At 57.3% G+C, this 23,009-nt stretch carries 20 protein-coding genes; 7 read left to right on the top strand and 13 right to left on the bottom strand.

Translation table 11 applies throughout. From position 1 onward, the window contains the following. Position 1: 1 nt before the first annotated feature. The 4 genes from gsiC to CBW22_RS07860 form a co-directional block, all read right to left on the bottom strand. The gene (gsiC, locus tag CBW22_RS07875) at positions 2–922 is read right to left on the bottom strand and encodes a glutathione ABC transporter permease GsiC (protein ID WP_058769519.1); all 921 of its coding nucleotides are present in this window, start codon (positions 920–922) and stop codon (positions 2–4) included. 49 nt (positions 923–971) lie between these two features. Beyond that, complete coding sequence (gsiB, locus tag CBW22_RS07870; protein WP_058757797.1) at positions 972–2,507, bottom strand: glutathione ABC transporter substrate-binding protein GsiB; 1,536 nt, start codon at positions 2,505–2,507, stop codon at positions 972–974. Positions 2,508–2,571: 64 nt separating this feature from the next. Beyond that, positions 2,572–4,428: a glutathione ABC transporter ATP-binding protein GsiA gene (gsiA, locus tag CBW22_RS07865; protein ID WP_088516398.1), complete on the bottom strand. Its 1,857-nt coding sequence runs from the start codon at positions 4,426–4,428 to the stop codon at positions 2,572–2,574. A 9-nt stretch (positions 4,429–4,437) separates the two neighbouring features. Then, positions 4,438–5,397, bottom strand: a complete 960-nt coding sequence (locus CBW22_RS07860; protein WP_058769516.1) for an isoaspartyl peptidase/L-asparaginase family protein — start codon at positions 5,395–5,397, stop codon at positions 4,438–4,440. 321 nt (positions 5,398–5,718) lie between these two features. Here CBW22_RS07860 and CBW22_RS07855 point away from each other — a divergent pair, with 321 nt between their 5' ends. The 4 genes from CBW22_RS07855 to moeB all read left to right on the top strand — a co-directional run bounded on the left by CBW22_RS07855 (position 5,719) and on the right by moeB (position 9,025). After that, positions 5,719–6,552, top strand: a complete 834-nt coding sequence (locus CBW22_RS07855; protein ID WP_088516397.1) for an RNase A-like domain-containing protein — start codon at positions 5,719–5,721, stop codon at positions 6,550–6,552. Next, positions 6,552–6,857 (top strand): contact-dependent growth inhibition system immunity protein, encoded by a 306-nt coding sequence (locus CBW22_RS07850; RefSeq protein WP_021508405.1) that lies wholly within the window; start codon positions 6,552–6,554, stop codon positions 6,855–6,857. The genes CBW22_RS07855 and CBW22_RS07850 overlap by 1 nt, the downstream gene beginning before the upstream one ends. 171 nt (positions 6,858–7,028) lie before the next feature. Further along, positions 7,029–8,264 carry a molybdopterin molybdotransferase MoeA gene (gene moeA / locus CBW22_RS07845; RefSeq protein WP_303396002.1) on the top strand — a complete coding sequence of 412 codons (1,236 nt, stop codon included), beginning with the start codon at positions 7,029–7,031 and terminating at the stop codon, positions 8,262–8,264. Continuing rightward, entirely contained in the window at positions 8,264–9,025 is a 762-nt protein-coding gene (gene moeB, locus CBW22_RS07840) for a molybdopterin-synthase adenylyltransferase MoeB (RefSeq protein ID WP_088516395.1), read from the top strand. The genes moeA and moeB overlap by 1 nt, the downstream gene beginning before the upstream one ends. 100 nt (positions 9,026–9,125) lie before the next feature. Here the strand turns inward: moeB and CBW22_RS07835 are convergent, their stop codons facing one another. The 8 genes from CBW22_RS07835 to mntR form a co-directional block, all read right to left on the bottom strand. Next, positions 9,126–10,718, bottom strand: coding sequence for an ABC-F family ATPase (locus CBW22_RS07835; protein ID WP_031279866.1), 1,593 nt, complete (start codon positions 10,716–10,718; stop codon positions 9,126–9,128). 258 nt (positions 10,719–10,976) lie between these two features. Then, positions 10,977–11,378: an H-NS family histone-like protein gene (locus tag CBW22_RS07830; protein WP_021508409.1), complete on the bottom strand. Its 402-nt coding sequence runs from the start codon at positions 11,376–11,378 to the stop codon at positions 10,977–10,979. A 429-nt stretch (positions 11,379–11,807) separates the two neighbouring features. Next, positions 11,808–13,286, bottom strand: coding sequence for a sugar porter family MFS transporter (locus CBW22_RS07825; RefSeq protein ID WP_088516394.1), 1,479 nt, complete (start codon positions 13,284–13,286; stop codon positions 11,808–11,810). A gap of 243 nt (positions 13,287–13,529) precedes the next feature. Further along, complete coding sequence (locus tag CBW22_RS07820; RefSeq protein ID WP_088516393.1) at positions 13,530–15,059, bottom strand: efflux transporter outer membrane subunit; 1,530 nt, start codon at positions 15,057–15,059, stop codon at positions 13,530–13,532. Between the two features lies 1 nt (position 15,060). Further along, positions 15,061–16,629 (bottom strand): DHA2 family efflux MFS transporter permease subunit, encoded by a 1,569-nt coding sequence (locus CBW22_RS07815; protein WP_058757803.1) that lies wholly within the window; start codon positions 16,627–16,629, stop codon positions 15,061–15,063. Further along, positions 16,626–17,753 (bottom strand): HlyD family secretion protein, encoded by a 1,128-nt coding sequence (locus CBW22_RS07810; protein WP_021508413.1) that lies wholly within the window; start codon positions 17,751–17,753, stop codon positions 16,626–16,628. Before CBW22_RS07810 ends, CBW22_RS07815 begins: the two co-directional genes overlap by 4 nt. A gap of 183 nt (positions 17,754–17,936) precedes the next feature. Next, positions 17,937–19,046: an SLC13 family permease gene (locus tag CBW22_RS07805; protein WP_088516392.1), complete on the bottom strand. Its 1,110-nt coding sequence runs from the start codon at positions 19,044–19,046 to the stop codon at positions 17,937–17,939. A 21-nt stretch (positions 19,047–19,067) separates the two neighbouring features. Further along, positions 19,068–19,526: a manganese-binding transcriptional regulator MntR gene (gene mntR, locus CBW22_RS07800; protein WP_021508415.1), complete on the bottom strand. Its 459-nt coding sequence runs from the start codon at positions 19,524–19,526 to the stop codon at positions 19,068–19,070. A gap of 264 nt (positions 19,527–19,790) precedes the next feature. Here mntR and CBW22_RS07795 point away from each other — a divergent pair, with 264 nt between their 5' ends. After that, positions 19,791–19,985 (top strand): hypothetical protein, encoded by a 195-nt coding sequence (locus CBW22_RS07795; RefSeq protein WP_021508417.1) that lies wholly within the window; start codon positions 19,791–19,793, stop codon positions 19,983–19,985. Between the two features lie 146 nt (positions 19,986–20,131). Here CBW22_RS07795 and ompX read toward each other — a convergent pair whose 3' ends face one another. Next, a complete protein-coding gene (ompX, locus tag CBW22_RS07790; protein WP_031279869.1) occupies positions 20,132–20,644 on the bottom strand; it encodes an outer membrane protein OmpX in 513 nt (170 codons plus the stop codon). A gap of 503 nt (positions 20,645–21,147) precedes the next feature. Between ompX and rhtA the strand changes: the two genes are divergently transcribed. Together rhtA and dps are read left to right on the top strand one after the other, a co-directional pair. Further along, entirely contained in the window at positions 21,148–22,056 is a 909-nt protein-coding gene (rhtA, locus tag CBW22_RS07785) for a threonine/homoserine exporter RhtA (RefSeq protein ID WP_088516391.1), read from the top strand. Positions 22,057–22,350: 294 nt separating this feature from the next. Further along, entirely contained in the window at positions 22,351–22,854 is a 504-nt protein-coding gene (gene dps / locus CBW22_RS07780) for a DNA starvation/stationary phase protection protein Dps (protein WP_021508421.1), read from the top strand. Positions 22,855–23,009 lie beyond the last annotated feature (155 nt).

The following is a 23,009-nucleotide window of genomic DNA, read 5'->3' as shown; positions in this document are numbered from 1 at the left end:
CTTACCTGTAGCGAATAGCCGGGTTGATCGCCGCGTAAAGCATATCGACGATCAGGTTAATCAGAATGAACTCCAGCGAAAACAGCAGCACCTCGGCCTGAATCACCGGGTAATCGCGCATCTCCACCGAATCCACCAGCAGACGGCCCAGTCCGGGCCAGTTAAACACCACTTCCACCACAATCGAGCCGCCGAGCAGAAAGCCGAACTGCAGCCCCATCATGGTGACCACCGGAATCATGGCATTGCGCAGCCCGTGTTTGACCACCACCAGCGATTCGCGCACCCCTTTGGCCCGCGCGGTGCGCATATAATCTTCCTGCATCACCTCAACGAACGAAGCGCGGGTAAAGCGCGCCATCACCGCGGCCACGGCGGCACCGAGCGTAATTGACGGCAGAATGTAGTGCTGCCAGCTGTCGGCGCCCACCGTTGGCAGCCAGCCGAGCTCGACCGAAAAGACCTGCATCAGCAGCATGCCCAGCGCAAACGCCGGAAAGGAGATGCCGGAAACCGCCAGCGTCATGCCGATGCGGTCCGGCCAGCGATTGCGCCATACCGCCGAAACGATGCCGATCGCCATGCCAAACAGTACCGCCCACACCATGCTGCTTAGCGTCAGCCACAGAGTAGGAAAAAAGCGCGCGGCAATTTCGGCAGAGACCGGCCGCTTTGACACCATCGACTGACCAAAATCACCCTGCAAAGCATTGAGGATAAAGTGCCAGAACTGCTGAATCAGCGGCTGATCGAGCCCCAGCTCCTGACGCACCAGCGCCACCACTGAGGCATCCGCTTCCGGTCCGGCAATCAGGCGCGCCGGATCGCCCGGCAGCAGATGCACGAACAGGAACACCAGCACTGCGACAATCAGCAGCGTGGGAATCAGCCCGAGCAGGCGTTTAAGAAAATAGTTGAGCATGCGAAATCCCGCGCAGCATCGGCCAGCCCCGTAAGGCTGGCCGCGTCTGTTACTTCAGATCCGCCTCATCAAAATTGAATGAGGTATCGGGCATGACGTAAAAACCGGTCAGGTTTTTATTGTTCGCAGACAGCAACTGCTCCACCACCAGCGGAATCCACGGGTGATCGTTCCAGATGCGGTCCTGCGCGTCTTTATACAGTCTGGCTTTCTGGTCGCGATCGGTGGTCTTCAGCGCATCCGCCAGGTCTTTATCCACCTGCGGGTTGCTGTAGAACGCGGTGTTGAAGATCGCCGGTGGCCACGAGCTGGTAGCGAACAGCGGCGTCAACGCCCAGTCGGCTTCGCCGGTGGAGGCTGACCAGCCGGTGTAGAACATGCGCACCCCGCTCTCTTTCTGCCCTTTACTCTCCACTTCCGCCGCGCGCTGGCCGGCATCCATCGCCGTGACTTTCACCTTCACACCCACCTGCGCCAGTTGCTGCTGGGTAAACTGCAGCACTTTCTGCGCGGTGCTGTGGTTATGCGATGACCACAGCGTGGTTTCGAAACCGTTCGGGTAGCCCGCTTCCTTCAGCAACTCGCGCGCTTTGGCCGGATCGTATTTGATGGCCGGATAGCTCTGGGCAAAATCAATGCGCGGCGGCACGATGCCAGTGGCTGGCGTGGCGTAACCGGCAAAGGCCACTTTAGCCAGCGCCTGGCGATTGATGGCGTACTCCAGCGCTTCACGCACTTTCGGGTTATCGAACGGCTTTTGCGTCACGTTGAGGCTGATGTAACGCTGCATAATCGACGGTGTGGTCACCACATCCAGCTTGCTATTGCCCTGCAGCAGTTTGGCCTGCTCTAACGGCACCGGGAAAGCAAAACTGGCCTCACCGGTTTGCAGCATCGCCGCGCGGGTGTTGTTATCCACCACCGGACGCCAGGTAATGCTGTCGAGTTTTGGATAGCCCGGCTTCCAGTAGCCCGACCACTTTTTCACTTTGACAAAGTCGGTCTGGTTCCAGGTGTCAAAGGTATAAGGTCCGGTGCCTACCGGATGGAAACCGATGTCCTTGCCATATTTTTTCAGCGCGGTTGGCGAGATCATTACCGCAGCCGGATGTGCCAGATTGTTGATAAACGCTGAGAACGGCTGCTTCAGGGTAATTTTCACCGTGGACGGATCGACCACTTCGGTAGTGGCGATATATTTAAACAGGTTATAGCGCTTGAGATGGTTGTCCGGATTGCTGGCGCGGTCGAGGTTGACCTTCACCGCTTCGGCATTGAAATCCGTGCCATCCTGGAATTTCACGCCCGGACGCAGTTTGATGGTGTAAGTCAGCCCATCGCTGCTGGCCTGATAGCTTTCGGCCAGTACGTTGACCAGCTTCATGTCTTTATCGAAGCCGAACAGGCCCTGATAGAAAGACTTGGCCACCGCCTGCGACAGCGTGTCGTTGGCGTCGTACGGATCCAGCGTGGTGAAGGTCGACGCCACGGCAATCACCGCATCTTTGGCCGCCCAGGCGGGCAGCGCCAGCGCCGAACTCAACAACCCGGCAGTGATAACCCCTTTTCGCATGATATGGTGCATCGTTATCGTTCTCCTGTAGTCCCTGTCTTGCGCGCCCTGCACAGAGGGCGCGGTTGGTTGCTGCTCAGGCGCCGCTAATGGCATGGCGGGCGACAAAATGGCCCGGCGCCACTTCCAGTAACGGTGCCACTTCAGGCTCATCACCCAGCGGGCGAATCGGGCTGGGGATCTCATCGACCATCAGCGCCCGCTCGCGATGCCGATGCGCCGGATCGGCCACCGGCACTGCGGCCATCAGTTTTTTGGTATAAGGATGGCGCGGCTGTTCGAACACCGCCTGACGCGGTCCCATCTCCACAATCTGTCCGAGATACATCACCGCCACGCGATGGCTGATGCGCTCCACCACTGCCATGTCGTGCGAAATAAACAGGAAGGCGATGCCAAATTCACGCTGTAAATCCAGCATCAGATTGATGATCTGCGCCTGGATCGACACATCCAGCGCGGAGACGGACTCGTCGGCGATCACCACTTTAGGATTGAGCGCCAGCGCGCGTGCGATGCAGATACGCTGGCGCTGACCGCCAGAAAACTCGTGCGGGTAGCGCTGCGCGTGTTCGGGTAGCAGACCGACGCGTTCCAGCAGCCAGGCGACGCGTTTCTCGGCCTGCGCGCGCACCATGCTGCGATGCACCAGCAGCGGCTCCATAATTGAAAAGCCGACGGTAAGGCGCGGATCGAGCGACGCATACGGATCCTGAAAGATAAACTGAATGTCGCGGCGAAGCGTGGCCAGCGCCCTGCCCTGCAGTGCATCAATGCGCTGGCCGTCAAAGGTGATGCTGCCGCCCTGGCTGGCGACCAGCCGCAGCAGCGAGCGTCCGGTGGTGGATTTACCGCAGCCGGACTCGCCCACCAGCGCGAGGGTTTCGCCTGCATAAAGATCGAAACTGACTTTTTCCACCGCGTGGACGCGGCGCTTCACCCGATTGAGCAGCCCGCCGCGAATATCAAAGCGCGTCACCAGATCGCGCACCTGTAAAATCGGCGGACGATCGTGACGCACGGTATCCTGCGGCGTGCTGGCCTCTTCGCGGCCGTTGGTATGCAGCAGCGGAAACTTCGCCGGCAGCGGCTGGCCGCTCATCGCCCCGAGCTTTGGCACGGCCGCCAGCAACGCGCGGGTATACGGCTGCTGCGGCGCGTCGAACAGCTGCTGCACTGGCGCGCGCTCAACCACATCGCCGCGATACATCACCTGCACGCGATCGGCCATCTCCGCCACCACGCCCATATCATGGGTAATAAAGATGACGCCCATCTGCATCTCTTTTTGCAGCACGCGAATCAGCTGCAGAATCTGCGCCTGGATGGTGACGTCCAGCGCGGTGGTCGGCTCATCGGCAATCAGCAGCGCCGGCTTGCACGACAGCGCCATGGCGATCATCACGCGCTGGCGCATACCGCCGGAGAGCTGATGCGGATAGCGCGACAGCACATTGTGCGCTTCCGGAATGCGCACCAGATCCAGCATGCGTCGCGCTTCGGCCTGCGCCTGCTGGTGACTTTTCCCCTGATGCAAACGAATAGATTCGGCGATCTGTTCACCGACGGTGAACACCGGGTTGAGCGACGTCATCGGCTCCTGAAAGATCATCGCCATGTCCGCACCGCGCACCCGGCGCATCTGGCTGGCGGACGCCCGCATCACATCCAGCACCTCGCCGTTGCGCCGCTGCAGCAGGATTTCACCGCTGACCGTGCCGCCGGCCTGTGCAATCAGACGCATCAGCGCCAGCGACGTCACCGATTTACCCGAGCCCGATTCGCCCACCAGCGCCAGCGTTTCTCCGCGGTGCAGATCGAGCGAAAGCTGCCGCACGGCGTCCGTCACGCGCCCTTCATGCTCAAAGCGCACGCAGAGATCGCGTACCGCCAGCACCTGCTGCGGCGCAAACTGCTGCTGTAGATCCGTCATGCCTGCTCCTTAGCTGTCGCGGTAAATCGCCACCTCAACCTCGCCGCCCACATAAGCGAATCCGCGGTACATGCCTTCGCTGTTAAACGGCAGCGCCACGTTGCCGTGGGCATCAACGGCAATCAGCCCGCCGCTGCCCTCCAGCTCCTGCACTTTGTCATGAATTACGCTGGCGGTGGCCTGTTGCAGCGAACGACCGCCATATTCCATCTGCGCCGAGACATCGTAAGCCGCCAGCGTACGAATAAACACTTCGCCGGTACCGGTACAGGAGACCGCCACGGTGGCGTTGTTGGCATAGCAGCCGGCGCCCGCCAGCGGTGAATCGCCGACGCGGCCCGCCTGCTTGTTGGTCATGCCGCCGGTGGAGGTGGCGGCCGCCAGATTACCCTGCAAATCGAGCGCCACCGCGCCCACGGTGCCAAATTTGCGATCCGGGTCCAGCGGATCGCTCCCCTGCGCCGCGCCATCATGATCCAGCAGCATTTGTTCGCTGCCCAGCGCGCGCTGCAGCTGCTCCCAGCGTTCTGGCGTCGAGAAGAAATCGGGTTCGACCGGCGTCAGCCCCTGTTGCGCGGCAAAGGCTTCCGCCCCGCTGCCAATAAAGAGCACGTGCGGACTGGCTTCCAGCACTTTACGCGCGGCAAGAATCGGATTGCGGATACGGCTGACGCCAGCGACGGCGCCGATATCCAGCGTACGGCCATCCATCAGGCTGGCATCCAGTTCATGGGTGCCCTGATGGGTGAACACGGCCCCTCTGCCGGCATTGAACAGCGGGCACTCTTCCAGCAGCCGCACCGCTTCAGTCACGGCATCCAGCGCGCTACCGCCGCTGGCCAGAATCTGCTGGCCGGCGCTGACAATCGCGGCCAGCTGCTGACGATAGTGCTGCTCTTTTTCGGCGCTCATTGCCGCACGCGTAATCGCGCCGGCGCCGCCGTGAATTGCGATAACTGCTTTAGCCATAACCGTTACCCTGTCAAGGAATAAGAGCCAAAAACACTGATTTAGAATGGTTTTCATCTTTTTTTGGCAATTTTCGACTATAGAAAGCCCCTCCCTGCTTGTAAAGCAGAAAGTGTATCAGCGGTCATAACCTTTTAATGTGGATTATGCTTTTTTGTGAATTAAGGGAGAAAACGCACCAGCTTTAATATTATGGCTGGCGCGCTTACGTCTGGCACCGGCAAGGCAGTGAACAACCTCTTTGCCCTTACTTTTTATGTGGCTTCAGTGCCGGTTAAAAATCGGGTAAGTTAAAGGCCCATTCATGAAAAGGAATATTCAGTGGAAGATGAAAAAGGGCTAAGGATTGCACTCTCCCCGGTGCAGCTGGCAGCCATCCTTTCAGATCGCAGCGTCAGCGAGGGTGAAACGACCAGCAACCGCATTTTTGGAGGGCTCGGGCTCGCTGGCGGGGTGATTGAGCTTTTTGGTGCTGGCGCACTGTGCGTCGTGCCTGAGCCCACCATGCTGACCAAAGCTGGCTGCGTCTTTGTCGGCACTCACGGTCTCGACACGCTTCAGGCCAGCCTGCGCCAGGTATGGACTGGCAGACAGGTCGCTACCGACACGTTTAATTCGGCCGTGTCACTCGCAGAATCGCTCGGCGCTGACCATCAGACCGCCATGAATGTCGGCCTGACGGTAGATATCGCCATTCCGATGGCATTTGCCTTTGCAGCCGGAGCAGAGCGCGTCATCGCGGTGCGTGCCGGGCGGGTCAAAATCGCCGAGCATGAGTCGCTTTCAGGGCGAGCACCCGGTGGGCACACGATTGAGCGACATATCGGCAAAACGCCGGAGGAGCTGCGGGAGAGGCTTCGTAACCGGCCTCGTCTCGATGAGGCCAGTAGCTTTAAGTCTCTGAGCGAGGCGGAAGCACTGATCAGTAAGGTGCTGGCAGATAATAAGCATCAAATTCAGATGTGGGTGAAAAATATCCCTCCAGGCTTACAAGCCCGTATGCGCCTGAGTCGGCGTTTTTCACATCCGGTTGGTATAGTCGTGAGTAAAGGGCGTGAAGAGGTTGAGATCTGCTACGCCGTTCGCGTCATACTGGATTTTAAGCCCTACAACGGCAAACCTTACTTTATCATTACCGCTTTCCCGGAGTTATGATGGACCGTATCAGTATCAGTGAACTGGATAATTTTATTGGCATCTGGTTTGGGCAGGATTATGACCTGTTTGAACCGGGTGATGAGATCGAGCCCAAAATCGAGGCGTATATCAGAGAAGCGCATAAAGGAAACCTGCACGCCATGCTGGCAGACATTGAGCTGTTTCTGGCAGAGTGCGATGACGTCGAATCTGATTTCCGCGACCGCTATAAAAGAGAGTTTGTTCCGGCCAACTGGGATACCACTGCGGGCGCGTTTCTGTCACTGGTGCATAAGAAAGTATCTGCCGCACTCACATCATAACTTCAGCACGGTTGTTAACATGACTATCACTCTCAGTCTGAGACAAAGCATGTTCGTCGGCGGATACGTCACCGCGCACTAAATTTCCATTCCCTTTGATCTCGCATGTGACTCAGCCGACAACAGCCACCATAATAGGCAGCATTCGCCTTTAACCCGACAGAGATGGACATGGAACCTTTTACCGCCGGACTGATTTCCCTTGAAGACGCGCAGCAGAAAATGCTGCAGCAGCTGCAACCGATTAGTGATTGCCTGAGCGTCGCGCTGGCCGATGCCGCCGGGCGCATTACCGCGAAGCCGGTGATTTCGCCGCTGGACGTGCCGCCGTTCGATAACTCCGCGATGGACGGCTACGCGCTGCGTCTGAGCGACCTGTCCGCTGACCGCGTGTTGCCGGTAGCGGGCAAAGCGTTTGCCGGCGCCCCGTTTAATGGCGAGTGGCCAGCCGGCAGCGTGATTCGCATCATGACCGGCGCACCGATTCCTGCCGGCTGTGACGCCGTGGTGATGCAGGAGCAAACCGAATCGCGTGACTGCGGCATTGTCATCACCGCGCCAGTGCGTGCCGGGCAAAATATTCGCCGCATCGGGGAGGATATTCAGGCCGGTAAGCAGGTACTGGATGCCGGCGTGCGGCTTGGTGCGGCGGAGCTGCCGCTGCTGGCGTCGCTGGGTATTGCGGAGGTCAGCGTGCTGCGTAAGCTGCGCGTGGCCATTTTCTCCACCGGTGACGAACTGCAGGCGGTCGGCCAGCCGCTGGCTGAAGGCCAGATTTATGACACCAACCGCTTCACCGTGGCGCTGATGCTGCGCAAACTTGGCTGCGAGGTGATCGACCTCGGCGTGATCGCTGATGATCCCGCTAAGCTGCGCCAGGCCTTCAGCGAAGCCGATCGCCAGGCCGACGTGGTGATCAGCACCGGCGGTGTGTCGGTGGGCGAAGCGGATTTCACCAAAGCGATGCTCGAAGAGCTGGGTGCAATTACCTTCTGGAAACTGGCGATTAAACCCGGCAAGCCGTTTGCCTTTGGCCGTCTGGCCAACAGCTGGTTCTGCGGGTTGCCGGGCAATCCGGTGTCGGCGGCCGTGACCTTCTATCAGCTGGTGCAGCCGCTGCTGGCCACGCTGACCGGCCAGACCACGCGCATCATGCCGCTGCGCCAGCGCGCGCGCGCAACGCAGCGTCTGAAGAAAGCGCCGGGCCGACTCGATTTTCAGCGCGGCATCCTCAGTCGCGGCGATGATGGCGTACTGGAAGTACGCAGCACCGGTGCGCAGGGCTCGCACGTGTTCAGTTCCTTTGCGCTGGCCGACTGCTTTATTGTGCTGGAGCGCGATCGTGGTGACGTTGAGCCGGGCGAATGGGTTGATGTCGAGGCCTTCAACAGCCTGCTGGAGGGCTAATGCACACAGAGCTGAGCGATGAAGAGATGCTGCGCTACAACCGGCAGATTGTGCTGCGCGGCTTCGATTTCGACGGCCAGGAACGGCTGAAAGCCTCACGGGTGCTTATCGTTGGCCTGGGCGGACTGGGCTGTGCTGCCGCGCCCTATCTTGCCGCCGCCGGCGTCGGTCATCTGACGCTGCTGGATTTCGATCGCGTCAGCCTGAGTAATCTGCAGCGCCAGATTCTGCACAGCGATGAGCGCATCGGCATGGCAAAAGTCGCCTCGGCCCGTCAGCAGCTGGCGGCGCTCAATCCACACTGCACGCTGGAGGCGATCGATGCGCAGCTGGATGAAGCCGCGCTCGGCGAACTGATTGCGCGTCACGATGCGGTGCTGGACTGCAGCGACAATGTCTCCACGCGCGAACAGGTGAACCGCGGATGTTTTCAGCATCGGGTGCCGCTGATCTCCGGCGCCGCCATCCGCATGGAAGGCCAGCTCAGCGTGTTTACCTGGCAGCCCGGCGAGCCCTGCTACCGCTGCATCAGCCGTCTGTTCGGCGAGCAGACGCTGAGCTGTGTCGAAGCCGGCGTGATGGCTCCGCTGGTCGGCGTGGTGGGTGCGATGCAGGCGATGGAAACGCTAAAGGTGCTGAGCGCCTTTGGCCAGCCGGCCAGCGCGCGACTGCTGATGTACGATGCGATGAGCGCCGAGTTTCGCAGCCTGAAAGTGGCGCAGGATGCGCAATGTGAAGTGTGTGGCAAGCGTGAGGAATAACGCCGGGGCGTGACATAAGCGTCAGGTATTGCTGAGCGGCGCAATTTATCAGGCGATAAATTGCGCCGCTGATGATGGCGGCTGCTAAACGGCTACGCCGTTAGACGATGCCCTGGCTGCGCAGGTAATCTTCGTAGTTGCCGGTAAAGTCAACGATGCGATCGCCTTTCATCTCGATGACGCGCGTCGCCAGCGAGCTGACGAACTCACGGTCGTGCGAGACGAAAATCAGCGTGCCTTCGTACATCTCCAGCGCCATGTTCAGTGACTCGATCGACTCCATATCCAGGTGGTTGGTCGGTTCGTCCATCACCAGGATGTTTGGCTTCTGCATCATCAGCTTGCCAAACAGCATGCGGCCCTTCTCACCACCGGACAGCACTTTCGCTGGCTTCTTGATGTCGTCGTGGCTGAACAGCAGACGACCAAGAATACTGCGCACCGCCTGCTCGTCGTCGCCTTCCTGCTTCCACTGGCTCATCCAGTCGAACACGCTCAGGTCGTCAGCAAAATCTTCGGCGTGATCCTGCGCGTAGTAACCAATGCGCGCATTCTCCGACCATTTTACCGTGCCGCTATCCGGCTGCAGTTCGCCGACCAGCGTTTTCAGCAGCGTGGATTTACCAATACCGTTGGCGCCGAGGATGGCCAGTTTCTCACCCACTTCCAGCAGCAGGTTAAGATTTTTAAACAGCGGGCCGTTATCAAATCCTTTAGTCAGCGCTTCCACTTCCAGCGCATTACGGAACAGCTTTTTATCCTGCTCGAAACGAATATACGGGTTCTGACGGCTGGAGGCTTTTACCTCATCCAGTTTGATTTTATCAATCTGCTTCGCGCGCGAAGTGGCCTGACGCGATTTTGAGGCGTTGGCGCTAAAGCGGCTAACGAAGGATTGCAGATCGGCAATTTGCGCTTTCTTCTTGGCGTTATCCGCTAATAAACGCTCGCGCGCCTGGGTCGCCGCCGTCATATATTCGTCATAATTGCCGGGATAAACGCGCAGCTCACCGTAATCCAGATCCGCCATGTGCGTACACACCATATTCAGGAAGTGACGGTCATGCGAAATGATGATCATGGTACTGTCACGTTCGTTAAGCACCTGCTCCAGCCAGCGAATGGTGTCAATATCCAGGTTGTTGGTCGGTTCGTCGAGTAACAAAATATCCGGGTTAGCAAATAATGCCTGCGCCAGCAGCACACGCAATTTCCAGCCTGGGGCAATTTCACTCATCGGACCGTAATGCTGCTCCACCGGAATGCCCACGCCGAGTAATAATTCTCCGGCGCGTGATTCGGCACTGTAACCGTCCATTTCACCGTAGGCGACCTCAAGGTCGGCGACTTTATAGCCTTCCTCTTCGCTCATTTCCGGCAATGCATATATGCGATCGCGCTCCTGCTTCACCGCCCACAATTCCTGGTGACCCATAATCACGGTATCCAGCACGCTATATTGCTCGAAAGCAAACTGATCCTGGCGAAGCTTACCGATGCGCTCATTAGGGTCGAGGGAAACATTTCCGTTAGTCGGAACCAGGTCGCCGCCCAGTATTTTCATGAAGGTCGATTTACCGCTGCCGTTCGCACCGATTAAACCGTAACGATTACCGCCGCCAAATTTAACGGAGATATTCTCAAACAGTGGCTTACTGCCGAACTGCATAGTGATATTGCTGGAAACTAACACGGCATTGACCTTTGTTACGCAGTGGAGGAAAAAACAGCGGGCATTATGCCAGAAGCGGCCTGGATGAGCCACCTCTGCACCCGGATACGCAGAGGCAAGGCGGAGAACACCTTGTTGCCAGAGGTAAAATAATTGCGACCGTGCCGGACAGGTTATCCACGGCGCGGGAAATGAACCGCCGCCCGTGCCTGGAGCGAGGCCAATAAAAAAGCCGGAGACGCTGACGCCTCCGGCTCCCGCTTACAAGGATTGTGCAGATTATTTGATCAGGAAGCTGTCGAGGCTTTTACCTGCATCCAGCGCTTTTTTAATCGCAGCTGGGGTACGGCCCTGACCGGTCCATGATTTCTCTTCACCGTTTTCGTCGGTGTAAGAATATTTCGCCGGACGCGGCGCACGCTTGGCGCGTTTTTTACCGGTTTCCAGTGCACCCAGTAATTCGTTCGGGTCGATACCGTCTGCCAGCAGCATTTCACGGTATTTAGACAGCTTCTCTTCTTTTTCGCGGTTCTGCGCTTCTTCCGCTTCAACTTCGTCGCGGCGCTCAGTCACCACGACGGTTAATTTTTCCAGAATTTCTTCCAGATCGCTCAGTGGCAGTTCACGAGCCTGTGCACGTAATGTGCGAATGTTGTTCAGAACTTTAAATGCGTCACTCATCACAATGTCCTTGCTTAAGGGGGTTAAATAAACTGTAGTGGCAAGATTACCCAATTCAAATAAAAAAATAAATTAATTTTGCAGACCGGATTAATCCGAATGGATTAGCCTATTCCTGGCAGGCGCGTTTAAACCCAATGTGCGGCGTGAATTAACGGTGAATTAACATCAGCGGTTCAGTACCACCGGCTGGAACTGGAATCGATTTCATTGCTTATTCACGCGTAGGAAACAAGCGTTTAGCGCTTATTGTGCGCTGAGGCAGTAGTCAGCATAAAGGTAAAAAAACATTAATAGTGTAAGTAAAATCCGTTTTTAACGCGGATGGCATTAGCGTCACAGATGCGAGCAATATCTCATTTTGCCATTAAATAAATAAAAAAAGGCCGGTTGTTCACCGGCCATCATGCAAAAATCGTATGTCTGTGGTTATCCGCTTTTCTTCACTGCCGGTCGCAATAGCTGGGGCGCCGGCGCATCAGACAGCCGGTCGTGCAAATAATGTTCAATCTGCTCCAGTGAACGATGGCGTGTTTCCGGTACCCAGCGAATAACAAAAATCGCGCCGCTTATGCCAATCAGCGCGAAAATAAAGAACGCGCCGGATAAGCCAACCGACGCCAGCAGAACCGGGAACAGCAGAGAAATAAGAAAATTGACGATCCACAACGCAAATACCGCGCCGCCCATAAAAATACCGCGTAACCGTGTGGGGAAAATTTCTGACAGCAGCAGCCAGGTCACCGGCGATAACGCGCCCTGCTGGAAACTCAGAAACATCAGCATGCCCAGCAGCACCATATAACTGCGCAAGATATCCGGCTGACCGTTAACTGTTTCCGGCATCAGGTAACTGACGGTGCCAATAAACACCAGACAAGCGGTACAACCAAACTGACCTATCATCGCCATGGTGCGGCGACCGATGCGCCCCAGCAGCCAGATCCCCACAAAGGTCATTAATACCGAGACCGCGCCATTGGCAATGGTGGCAAACAGCGCAGTGTCATTGCTCATCCCCACTGCTTTCAGCATGGTCGGCGCGTAGTACATGATGGTATTTACGCCGGTCAGTTGCTGGATGGCGGCAATACCGATACCGATCAGGAACAGTTTGATCAGCCATGGCTGGCGCAGTTCCCGCAGACGCGGACGCTGCTGTTGCTCGTCCGACAGCGTCTCTTCGATCTCCATCATCTCCCACTCAACGTCTTCGCGCGCGCGGGTGCGTTCCAGAACCTTGCGCGCCTCAGCGAGACGGCCTTTCATGGCATACCAGCGCGGCGTGTCCGGCATAAACATCATCCCGAACCACAGCAGCACCGCCGGCAGCGTGGCGACCGCCAGCATCCAGCGCCAGGTCGTGTCGCCCCCCCAGGCCGCGTTGAAGCCGGCGTTCGACATATAGGCCAGCATCTGGCCGGAAACGATCATCAGCTCCTGCATGGTCACCAGCTGACCCCGTTTGTTGGCCGGTGCCATTTCGGCGATATACACCGGTACGGTGGCGGACGCACCGCCCACGGCCACGCCAAGAACCAGGCGGAAGAAAATCATCCAGCTGACATCGGGTGCCAGTGCGGTACCCAGCGCGCCGAGTGCAAAAATAATCGCAAGTACCAGAATAATTTTTCTCCGCCCGACCGCGGCGGCAAAGTGACCGGAAGCCAGTGCGCCAAACGCCGCGCCAAACAGCAGGCTGCTGGTCACCAGCCCGGTGGTAAATGGGGTGAGATGCAGATCGTCGCCCATGAATAACAGTGCGCCAGAGATCACGCCGGTGTCGTAGCCAAACAGCAAACCACCGAGGGTGGCAATCAGCGCAATGACCTTCACAAAAGGCTCGGTGCGCGTGCTGCTGTTTGGCCCTGATGCCGGATTGGGCGTCATCCAGGTTTCGCGGGACATAACCAACTCCTTTCCTGAGATAAGAAGCCTTAAAATAGATTATTTCAACCACAATGAATAAATATGAAATTTAAATTTTGCGCCACGGGTCATTATCTTTGCCTTTAATTGAGATAATGATCACACAACCTGATTCAGGGCGCAGAGAAGGCAGTGCAAATTTTGCACAACAAACAGAAGGGAGAATATTTATTTCACGGAAGGCGCTGACCGCACGCAGTGAATGCGGTCAGCGATGGCAGATTAATTGACTGCGGTGGCCGGACCAAAGACGTCATAGTCCGGCAGCGTCACCTGCTGATACGGCTCCCAGCCGCCGCCCAGCGCTTTATACAGCGCTACCAGGTCCAGCGCGCTTTGCATGCGCGCCTGGGTGGATTGCGCCTGCGACTGCGCCAGCTGACGCTGGGCATCCAGCACCTCAAGGAAGGTGGAGATGCCCTGTTTGTAACTGTCACTGGCGAGGTCAAAGGCGCGCTGCAGTGCGCCGGTGGTCTCATCCAGCGCGGTGACCTGCTGCTGATCGGCGCGGTAGCTGACCAGCGCATTTTCCACATCCTGCAGCGCCGTCAATACCGTCTGGCGATAATCGAGCGCCGCGCTCGCCTGCTGCGCGCGCGCCAGTTTCACACTGGAAACCAGACGTCCGCCCTGAAAAATCGGGATCGACAGCGTCGGGCCGACGCTGAAGAAGTGGCTGCTCCAGTCGTCAAGGTAGCTGGCATCGGTGTTGCGCACGCCCAGCTGCCCGGTAAGCGACAGGCTGGGGAACAGGTTCGCGACTGATACGCCGATATTGGCGGTCTGCGCATGCAGATTCGCTTCGGCCTGGCGGATATCCGGACGACGACGCGCCAGCGTAGACGGAATGCCCACCGCCACCAGCTTCGGCAACGCCGGCAGCGCTTTGCTGCTCATCAGTTCGTTATCCAGCGCGCCCGGCGTTTTGCCCAGCAGCATTGCCAGCCCGTTCATCGCCTGACGTTCCTGGGCCTGATACTGTGGCAGCTGCGCGTTAAGGGAGGCCAGCTGCGCACGGGCATTCTCAACGTCGGTGAGCGGCGCCAGACCGTTACGCTGCTGGCTCTGCGTCAGCTCCCAGGTTTGCTGCGCCACGTTAATCTGCTGTTGCAGCGTCGCCAGCACCGCCTGCGCGCCGCGCAGCTGCAGATACGCGCGCGCGACCTCAGCTTCCAGCGACACCAGCGCATCGTTACGCTGCTCAATCGCCGCCTGCTGCTGCGCGTCCGCCATCTCCATCTGGCGTCGTACTTTGCCCCATAAATCCAGTTCCCAGCTGGCGTCAAAGCTGCCCTGATACAGCGTGACCGAATGGGTCAGGCCGTTGAGCTGATCCGCCACGTCATCATCCACCTGATCGTATACCCCGTTGGATTTCAGCATGCCTTTCAGGCCGAGCTGCTGACGCGTCACTTTGGCCGAGCCGTTAAGCGACGGGAACAGCCCGCCACGTGCCTGCGCCAGCTGTTCGCGCGCACCGGCGATGCGCAGCACCGACTGTTGCAGCGTCAGGTTGCCGGCGATGGCGCGCTCAATCAGGCTATCGAGCTGCGGGTCGTTAAAGCTTTTCCACCATGAAGGATTGGTCGCGGACGCCAGCGGTTTTGAGGCTTCCTGAGAGGGCAAATCACGGTAGCTACCGGGCGTGTGCGCCTGCGGCGGCTGATAATCGGGCCCGACGGCACAACCCGCCAGCAGCATGGACAGCGCCAGCAGCGTCAGCGACGGCGTAACGCGCGAAGAGGTGATCATGTTAATGTGCTCCTGCACTGCCTTCGCTCTTGATCGGCGAAAGCAACCAACAAAAAGGAATCAATAGCACGGCGACAATGCTCAGGCCCATGAACACGTCGATGTAAGCCAGAATACGCGCCTGGGCAATCATCTCCTGATAGAGCTGACCGCTGGCCAGCGTCAGCGGATCGCCCACCGCACTGGTAAAGTCACGAATCGCCTGCGCCCAGTGCTGCAGCGTGAGGTTGAACTGCTCATTGAGCGGCGACATGTTGTGCACCATGTGGGCCGATCGCACCTGTTCACGTTCGGTGATGCCGGCAGTGGCCAGCGAGATGCCGATCGAACCGGCCACGTTACGGAACATGGTGAACAGCGCGGAAGCATCTGCATTCAGGCGCTGCGGGACGGTGATAAAGGCAATGGTGGTGAGCGGCACAAACAGGAAGCCGAGGCCAATCGACTGCGCGCTGCGCATCAGCACCAGCGTGGTGAAATCCACGTTGGGCGTCAGGGTGCTGGAATAGAAGAAGGCCAGCGCCAGACAGGTAAAGCCAAAGGCGATGATGTAGCGCGTCTGCACAATCGGCATCAGCTTCAGCACCAGCGGGATGGTGAGCACGATCAGGACCGCGCCGGGCGACAGCACCAGCCCGGACCAGGTGGCGGTATAACCCAGATCCTGCTGCGCCAGCTGCGGTAACACCACCGAGCTGCCATAAAGAATCATCGCCATGCCCGCCATCAGCAGACCGGCCACCCAGAAGTTACGATCCTTCATCACCGTGATATCCACCACTGGCTTGCGTGCATACAGCAGCCAGTAAACCGCACCGACGATGCCGACGGCCGCCAGCATGGCAAACAGGCGAATGAAGTGTGAAGCGAACCAGTCTTCGTCTTCACCGCGATCGAGAAACACCTGCAAACAGCCGAGACCCAGGGTAATCAGGCTGATACCGATATAGTCGATTTTCAGCCGGCCCTTCGCCCACTTGCGCTCCCACGGCGGATCTTCCAGCAACTGATAGATCGCCAGCACCGTGAGGATCCCCACCGGAATATTAATAAAGAACACCCAGCGCCAGCTGTAGTTATCAGTGATCCAGCCACCGAGCGTCGGGCCAATTACCGGCGCGACAATAATGGCAATCGATGACAGGCCAAAAGCCTTACCGCGATCTTCCGGCTTGAAGTAATCCAGCAGCACCGACTGCTGCACCGGTTGCAGCCCGCCGCCGAAGAAGCCCTGCAGCACGCGGAAAAGAATGATTTGCCACAGCTCGGTGGCAATGCCGCACAGGAAGGAGCAGATAGTAAACATCACGATGCAGATCAGAAAGAACTGCTTGCGCCCAAACAGGCGGCTGAAAAAGGCCGAGATCGGCAGCACAATGCCGTTAGCGACCAGATAGGAGGTCAGTACCCAGGTGGATTCATCGTAGCTGGATGACAGCGACCCGGCGATGTGCGGCAGTGCGACGTTAACGATGGTGGTGTCCAGAATTTCCATGAACACCGCCAGCGTTACCGTGATGGCAACCAGCCAGGGATTGCTGGCCGGACGCCAGCTTTCGCTCGCACTCATTCAACCGTCACCTTCGGTTCAACCGACAGGCCAAGCGGCAGCGGATGATTCGGGTCGAGCCCTTTATCAATCACAATTTTCACCGGCACGCGTTGCACAATCTTCACGTAGTTACCGGTGGCGTTCTCGGCCGGGAAGGTAGAGAAGCGCGAGCCGGAGCCCATCTGTACGCTGTCAACGTGCCCTTCCAGCTTCATGTCCGGCCAGGCATCAACGCCAATCTCCACTTTATCGCCCGGATTCATGCGCGCCAGCTGCGACTCTTTGAAGTTGGCGGTGATCCAGATATCCGGCGATACCAGCGAAAACAGCGCGCTGCCGGCCTGCACCAGCGTACCGGGCTGCACGTTGCGTTTGGTGACGAAACCGTCATACGGCGCGCGTACTTCGGTGTAAGAGAGGTTAAGCTCGGCAGTGTTGAGCTGAGCCCGGGCTTGTTCGACCTGCTGCTGCCGCGCTTCAACATTGGTTTCCTGCTGGCGAATCTGCAACTGCACCTGCGAGGCCACTTCGACCTGCGCTTTGGCGCTTTGCAGCTGCGCTTCAGCCGAGCGTAACTGCGCGGCGGCGGTATCGATATTGCGCTGCGAGGTCGCGCGCGGGTCAACACCGCGCTGACGACGGTAATCTGCCTGCGCATTGAGTAAATTGGCCTGCGCCCGCGCCTGGTCGGCCAGCGCCTGATCGCGCTGCGCCGGATATTGCACTCGCGCCAGCGCCAGCTGCGCCTGCGCCTGATGCAGCTGCGCCTGCGCCAGACCGAGCTGTGCTTTGGCCTGATCGCGCTGTGCGGCGTTATCACGCGGGTCGATCAGCACCAGCAGATCGCCCTTCTTCACCCGCTGGTTATCTTTTACCAGCAGCTGCACCACGTAGCCCGACGCTTTGGGCGCGATGGTCACGGCATCGCCTTCGGTGAACGCATCATCGGTGGTTTCAATGTTGCGCGTGCTAAACCAGAACCAGAATCCCACCAGCAGCATAATCACCACCACAATCGCCAGAATGATCAGCGGCTTTTTGCCGGGGCGTTTACGGGGTGATTGCTCGTTATCCTGACTGGAATCTGACGTGTTGTTGTCTTTTTGCTCATCGGCGGATGGCGGATTGTGGTTTTCACTCATAATTTGTCATCACTGGCTGGTAATCCCGATCCCCGGGGCGAAACGGTCAACTTAACCTTAGATGGGAAATTGACAAATGCCAGTGTAACTTTACATAAGCTAACATCCGACGCATTTTCTGCCACATCACTTAACGCGCTGATAAATCAGCGCGTCTTGCAGAGGCGGACAGGTTGGTCAGGGTTAACGCAGCAGCTGTAACAACAGCCAGCCGCACAGCATCGACCAGGCAAGCATCGGCAGGGAAAACAGATGGAAACGCCACCACACTTTGGCGTCCTGTGCCATGCGCAGCGCAATCAGGTTGGCCAGCGATCCCGGCAGCAGGCCAAAACCGCCGATATTCACCGCCCAGGCCAGCACCTCGGAAGGCGGGACTTTTTGTAACAGCAGAATGGTGGCCGGTACGTTACTGATCACCTGTGACAGGCCAATCGCCAGCAGATAGATACCGCCCTCGCCCAGCTGACCGATGGCGGCAAAATGCGGCTGCAGAACTGGCAGGTGCATCAGTAAAAAGACATCAATGAACATCGCCACGAACACCAGCAGCAGGCTCCAGTCGATGGTCGCTAGCACCTGACGCGCCATCAGCAGAAAACAGGCCGCAACCAGCAGCAGTGCCCAGCCGGTGAGTTTCAGCTCCAGCGCGACGATAAACACCACGTACAGCAGGACGCTGACGATAAACAGCGGTTTCTGCCACTGCTGGTTGCCTGGTGCATCATGCTTCTCAATGCTGCGCGCCGGGAAGCTAAACCACGTCAGCACCACCAGCGTCAGCATCAGCATCGCCGCCAGCGGCGCCATCTGACCGATAAAACCGGCCACGCTGAGCGTGCCGTGGCTCCACAGCAGGATATTTTGCGGGTTGCCGACCGGCGTCAGCAACGAGCCGGCGTTGACCGCCAGCGCTTCAAAGATGATCAGCCGGGAGATGGGCAGGCGCGAGAACTTGCGCAGCGTCAGCGTGAGCGGCACCAGGATAAACAGCGCCACATCATTGGTCAGGAAGGTCGAGAGCAGCGCCGCCGCACACACCATAAACAGCGCCAGCGTGCGTTCGTGCTGGAAGCCCTGCGCCAGCCGCGCACCGAGCACATCAAAATAGCCGCTGTTTTCCAGCCCTTTTGTCAGCATCAGCAAACCGGTGAGCGTCATGATGGTGTGCCAGTCAACGGCGGCGGGCAGCTGCGGCCAGCGGTAATCCGCCAGCGGCAACAGAATCACGCCCAACAGCAACAGTAAATGCAAAACGCGGTCACGCATTAAGGAACGAAGCACGATGGGCATGATGGCAGAAGGCCTTGTAGGTTAGCGATTCTCGTAAAATTTCTGGAACACGGCGAGGGTTTCATCACTGACGTGATGCTCGAGCCCTTCGGAATCCCGGCGGGCGGTTTCCGGACTGACGCCCAGCGCCAGCAGAAAGGTTTCAACGATGTGATGGCGCACGCGACTGGCTTCAGCCAGCTTCTCGCCTTCCGGGGTGAGGAACACGCCGCGATACGGCACCTGCTCAACCAGACCGGTGGTACTGAGACGCTTCAGCATTTTGGCCACGGTCGGCTGCGAAACGCCCAGGCGTGCCGCCATGTCGACCTGGCGCGCCTCGCCAAATTCACGAATTAAATCAGAGATTAACTCAACGTAATCATCAATCAGCTCACGGCGATGCGCTTCGCGTACCTGGCGAAATCCTTCGACATGCTCCTCAATATCTTTCAGCGGCCCCTGGGGCATGTGGGTGGCGCTTTTCGCACGACGACTCATTCAGCTTCCTCTTTATTATCTGCCGCACTTTACCTGCGGTGCGGGCTGGCTGCGCTCATTGTAAACCAGGCACAAATAAGCACAAATTTTTCCTGAATAGTGTTGGCTAAAGAGTATAGCCAGTGCTATCTTTGTACATGTTGTAAGCGAATAGCCTACAAAGGAGGCAACGATGAACGAACCCTGGCTGTTGCTGCTCCTTTTCCTGCTGTTTATTGCAGGGCTGTGCTTACTGTTGAGTTACCCGTTTTCCAGGAGGTAAAGATGAGCACGATGAAAAGCTGCCTCGACTGCGGCAAATGCTTCCAGACCGTACAAAGCAAACCGGCTTTTGAGCTGAAGTCGCTGTTGTGTCTGTTTAGCCGCTCGCCTTTTGCCCTGCGCCTGATGCTGCTTGAAAAACTGACCGGCAAAAAAATCGCCGCGCAGCCCTGCCCGAATCTGATCTGGCGCGGCTGAGTTTCCTCAGGGCTTCACAGTCTGACCCGCTGCCTGCAGCGGGTTTTATTTTGCCTGCGAAAAACGCCCTTCACGGCAGCGTTTTCAGGCATAAAAAAACGGCCCGTAAAGGGCCGTTTCTGTGCAACTCTGGTCTAAGCAAAAACTTAGAAGCTGTAACCTACGCCAGCAATCCAGGTGCCCACGTCGACGTTACGGATGCGGCTCTGCTCGTAGCCCACGTCCAGAGCAACGTTCTGGATTGGGTTGAACTGCATACCTGCGCCGTAAGAGAAGCCTACGTCGCTGCTGTCGGTTTTAGACTGACCGGCAGTCTGGTTCTGCTGGTATTTGCCGTAGCCGATACCTACTACGCCGTAGATGCTGGCCCAGTCGTTCAGACGGTAAGCCGGACCACCGGTGATGCCGTAGTACTGACCTTTGTTGTACACGCCATCTTCAGTGCGATCTTTTTCGGTGTAGGTGAAAGAACCGATCCAACCCAGTGGGTTAGAACCGTCTTCGTAGCGGTATTTCAGGTTGAAGCCGTTAGCTTTGTTAGCAACGCCCTGATAGTCGCTCTGCGCGTAGCCGGCAGAAACGGTGCTCTGTGCCATGGCGGAACCAGCGGAAACTGCCAGTACACAAGCCAGTGCTGAAAGACATGCAATTTTTTTCATAACCACCTCAAATGTGAATATACTTCTCTCCTGACAACGCTAAAAATATAACAAAACTTAGCAAGAAACTCTGCCCGCATTTTGTTGTCTAACAGATTGTTTGGTGTAACAGAAAGTTAATGAACTTTCGTATGTCATTCATTTTTCTTATAAAAAGCATCATCTTTCTGCAATAATCCTGCGCACAGAAAATTATCGGTTTAAGTAAATTCCTAAACTAACCTGACATTTCTTTACGGAAATGGCCCTGAAAATGGCGTTTTTTCAGCCAGTCGCTGGTGCATTTTTTCCGCCGTCGCGCTTTATTCGCCGGAAATTTCGCCCGAAAAGCGGTGTAAATGAGGTGTCACTGACGCCAGATGATGCGAGGCGGCCGCGCCCGATGATAAAGCGGTGACAGAAACCCCGCATCATTACCTCAGCCGCCTCCTTATTTCCCGCCGATTGCTTTACACTGGCTACTCGTTGCCTGGTTATTCATCATCACAGGAATTGATCACAGGATGTCTGCACCTCTTTCCCACCCCAAACTGGCGCCGGTAGTGCTGCCGGTTGCCGTATTACTGATCGCCATGCTGTCGCTGCAGGGCGGCGCATCGCTGGCGAAATCGCTGTTTCCCACCGTCGGTGCGCCTGGCATTACCGCGCTGCGTCTGGGACTGGGCACGCTCATCCTGTGCGCGATTTTCAAACCCTGGCGCCTGCGCTTCAGTGCAAAGCAGCGCAAACCGCTGCTGATGTATGGACTGGCGCTGGGCAGCATGAATTACCTGTTCTATCTCTCGATCCGCACCGTGCCGCTGGGCGTAGCAGTGGGGCTGGAGTTTCTCGGCCCGCTGACGCTGGCGCTGGCCGGCGCACGCCGTCCGCTGGATTTTCTCTGGGTGCTGCTGGCGGTCACCGGCCTGTGGTTCCTGCTGCCGATTGGTCATGGCCTCAGCCATATCGATCCCACCGGCGCGCTACTGGCCGTGGGTGCCGGCGCCTGCTGGGCGGTGTATATTCTGGCGGGCCAGCGGGCAGGCGCGGAACACGGCCCGGCCACGGTGGCAATGGGCTCGCTGATCGCCTCAGTGATTTTTGTGCCGCTCGGTCTGACCTTTGCCGCGCCCGGTATCTGGCAGTGGGAAATTCTGCCGCTGGCGTTGCTCATCGCCCTGCTCTCCAGCGCCATTCCGTACTCGCTGGAAATGATGGCGCTGACGCGTCTGCCGGCGCGCATTTTCGGCACGCTGATGAGTCTGGAACCGGCGATGGCGGCGCTCTCCGGCATGCTGTTCCTCGGCGAGCTGCTGACGCTGCAGCAATGGCTGGCGCTACTGGCGATCATCGCCGCGTCTGCCGGCTCGACGCTCACCATGAAACAGAAAGCGGCACATATAAATGAAGTGGATATCAACACGCCGCAATAAGCCGTACAGGTCAGCCGGTTATTTAACCGGCTGTATATAGACACATTCTCATTATCATTTCTTAAATAGCCACACGGTAAGCTGTTATTATTTTGCAACATGATAGAAGATTAATTAACATTCACCATAACAAACTGATTTTAATCGATTTTAATAAAACCGCTATTTTCGCGGCTTAACATTAAGCTTTAGCTATTCCTGTCATTGATTTAATCAATCCTGCAGAGCGAAAAACTGCTGCTATACTTATTCCCGTGCTTGATTAGGACAACCATCAATAAGAGGACATTAATGATGAGTACCGCAAAACTGGTTAAAACAAAATCTTCCGATCTGATTTATACCCGCAATGACGTGGCTGATAGCGAGAAGAAAGCTACCATCGAGGTGCTCAACCGTCTGGTCGTGGAATTTATTGACCTGTCGCTGATCACCAAGCAGGCGCACTGGAACATGCGTGGCGCGAACTTCATTGGCGTACATGAAATGCTGGATGGCTTCCGTACCGCGATTACCGATCACCAGGACACCATTGCAGAACGTGTGGTACAGCTGGGCGGCGTTGCGCTGGGCACCACGCAGGTGGTTAACGACAAGTCACCGCTGAAAAGCTATCCGCTGAATATTCACAGCGTACAGGATCACCTGAAAGCGCTGGCCGATCGTTACGCCGTCGTCGCTAACGATACGCGTAAAGCCATCAGTGAAGTGAAAGACGAAGATACGGCCGATATCTTTACTGCCGCATCGCGTGACCTTGATAAGTTCCTGTGGTTTATCGAATCAAATATCGAGTAATGCTCAAACAGGCGGGTTATCCCGCCTTTTTTATGCCTGCTACCCGCCCGGCTTTTTTGACGCCGTTAACAATTCCTTAATCCTTTCTTTCCCTTATTATCACTCTGATGCACACTGTGCCTGCACCACCACAGCACAATGCACCATTTTGGTGA

It is taken from the genome of Pantoea sp. VS1, from assembly GCF_002207995.1.
Classification (GTDB): domain Bacteria; phylum Pseudomonadota; class Gammaproteobacteria; order Enterobacterales; family Enterobacteriaceae; genus Pantoea; species Pantoea dispersa.
The sequence above is the reverse complement of the archived record's forward strand: the minus strand, read 5'-3'. Positions and strand labels throughout refer to the sequence as shown.